The sequence below is a fragment of the Streptomyces sp. NPDC006265 genome, assembly GCF_040613555.1.
Classification (GTDB): Bacteria; Actinomycetota; Actinomycetes; order Streptomycetales; family Streptomycetaceae; genus Streptomyces.
The window spans coordinates 1-1,056 of sequence record NZ_JBEXSH010001531.1 but is presented as its reverse complement, the minus strand read 5'-3'; the positions used below and the strand labels follow the sequence as shown (position 1 = coordinate 1,056).

The window sequence follows — 1,056 nt, the reverse complement described above, 5'->3', positions numbered from 1 at the left end:
GGCCGACGACAGCGGCTCGATCCGGTCCGGTCCGGCGGAACCCTCCAGGCCCTACTCCGCCATGCCCCGTGCCTCGGACGCGGGTGCGGCCTCCCACTGCCTGGCGGCTATGGGCGCCAGCACCCGGAAGGCCAGGGCGACGAGGGCCAGCAGAGCCGCACACCCGGCCACTCCGGCGGCCAGCCACGGCGGGGCGAGCGCCAGGTCGACGGCCCGGGACAGGGACGGCGACGGGAGGGAACTGCCGTATGCCTGGGCCCCGGCCAGCACCGTGGGCACCAGCACCGCCCCGGCCAGCACCAGCGCCACGGGGCGCAGCGCCAGCAGCAGGGCCAGCACCGTGCACAGCACCGACAGGCCGAGGGCGAACGCGTGCAGACGCAGGGACGCGTCGCCGCGTTGCAGCGGGAAGTGGACCACCGCGCACACGGCGAGGGCCAGGGCGGCGAGCCAACCCGACCAGGACACGGACCGGGCGTACCGGTCCGTCGCCGGCGCGCGGTCCGGAGGTGAGTCGTCGAGGGCGCGGTGGTTGTGACGGACCGAACCCGGGCGGGCCGCGCGGCGCTTGCCGGGGCGGCCGGCCACCTCGGGCTTCGCGGTCTCGCCCTCGGGACGCGACGTCCCCTTCGCGCGACGGCCGTCGCGGTCCAGTCGCTCCAGGCCGAGGCGGTCGATCAGCTCGACCAGCTCTCCGACGGACCGGCCCGTGGCGGCCGCGCGGAGCGCCTCCTCGCGGACGTGGGGCTCCTGCGGCTCCTTGTGCAGCAGGGTCACCAGCCGGGTCACTTCCTCCACCGGCCGGTGGGCGGCCGCGGCCCGGATCGCCTCGTCGGCGCAGTCGGCGTCGCGCGGGGGCTTCGTCAGCAGGGCGATCAGCCGGGACACGTCCTCCACAGACCGGCGTGCGCCGACGGCGCGGAGCGCGTCGACTCGCGCCTGCGTGTGGTCGGGCGTCCCTGCTGCCCATCATCAGCAAGCAGGCCAGCCGCCTTGGCGATGTCGGAGGCCTCGCCGGACAGGGCGGCCCAGCGGAAGGGGCCCTTGCCCTCGCAG

Annotated in this window: 2 protein-coding genes; both read right to left on the bottom strand. The window is 76.6% G+C overall.

Going from position 1 to position 1,056, the window contains the following annotated elements:
• Positions 1-51: 51 nt before the first annotated feature.
• A complete protein-coding gene (locus ABZ281_RS50400; protein ID WP_356665660.1) occupies positions 52-888 on the bottom strand; it encodes a hypothetical protein in 837 nt (278 codons plus the stop codon).
• Positions 876-1,056 (bottom strand): hypothetical protein (locus ABZ281_RS50395; RefSeq protein ID WP_356665658.1); only part of this gene is annotated, 181 nt, incomplete at its 5' end. The genes ABZ281_RS50395 and ABZ281_RS50400, both read right to left, overlap by 13 nt.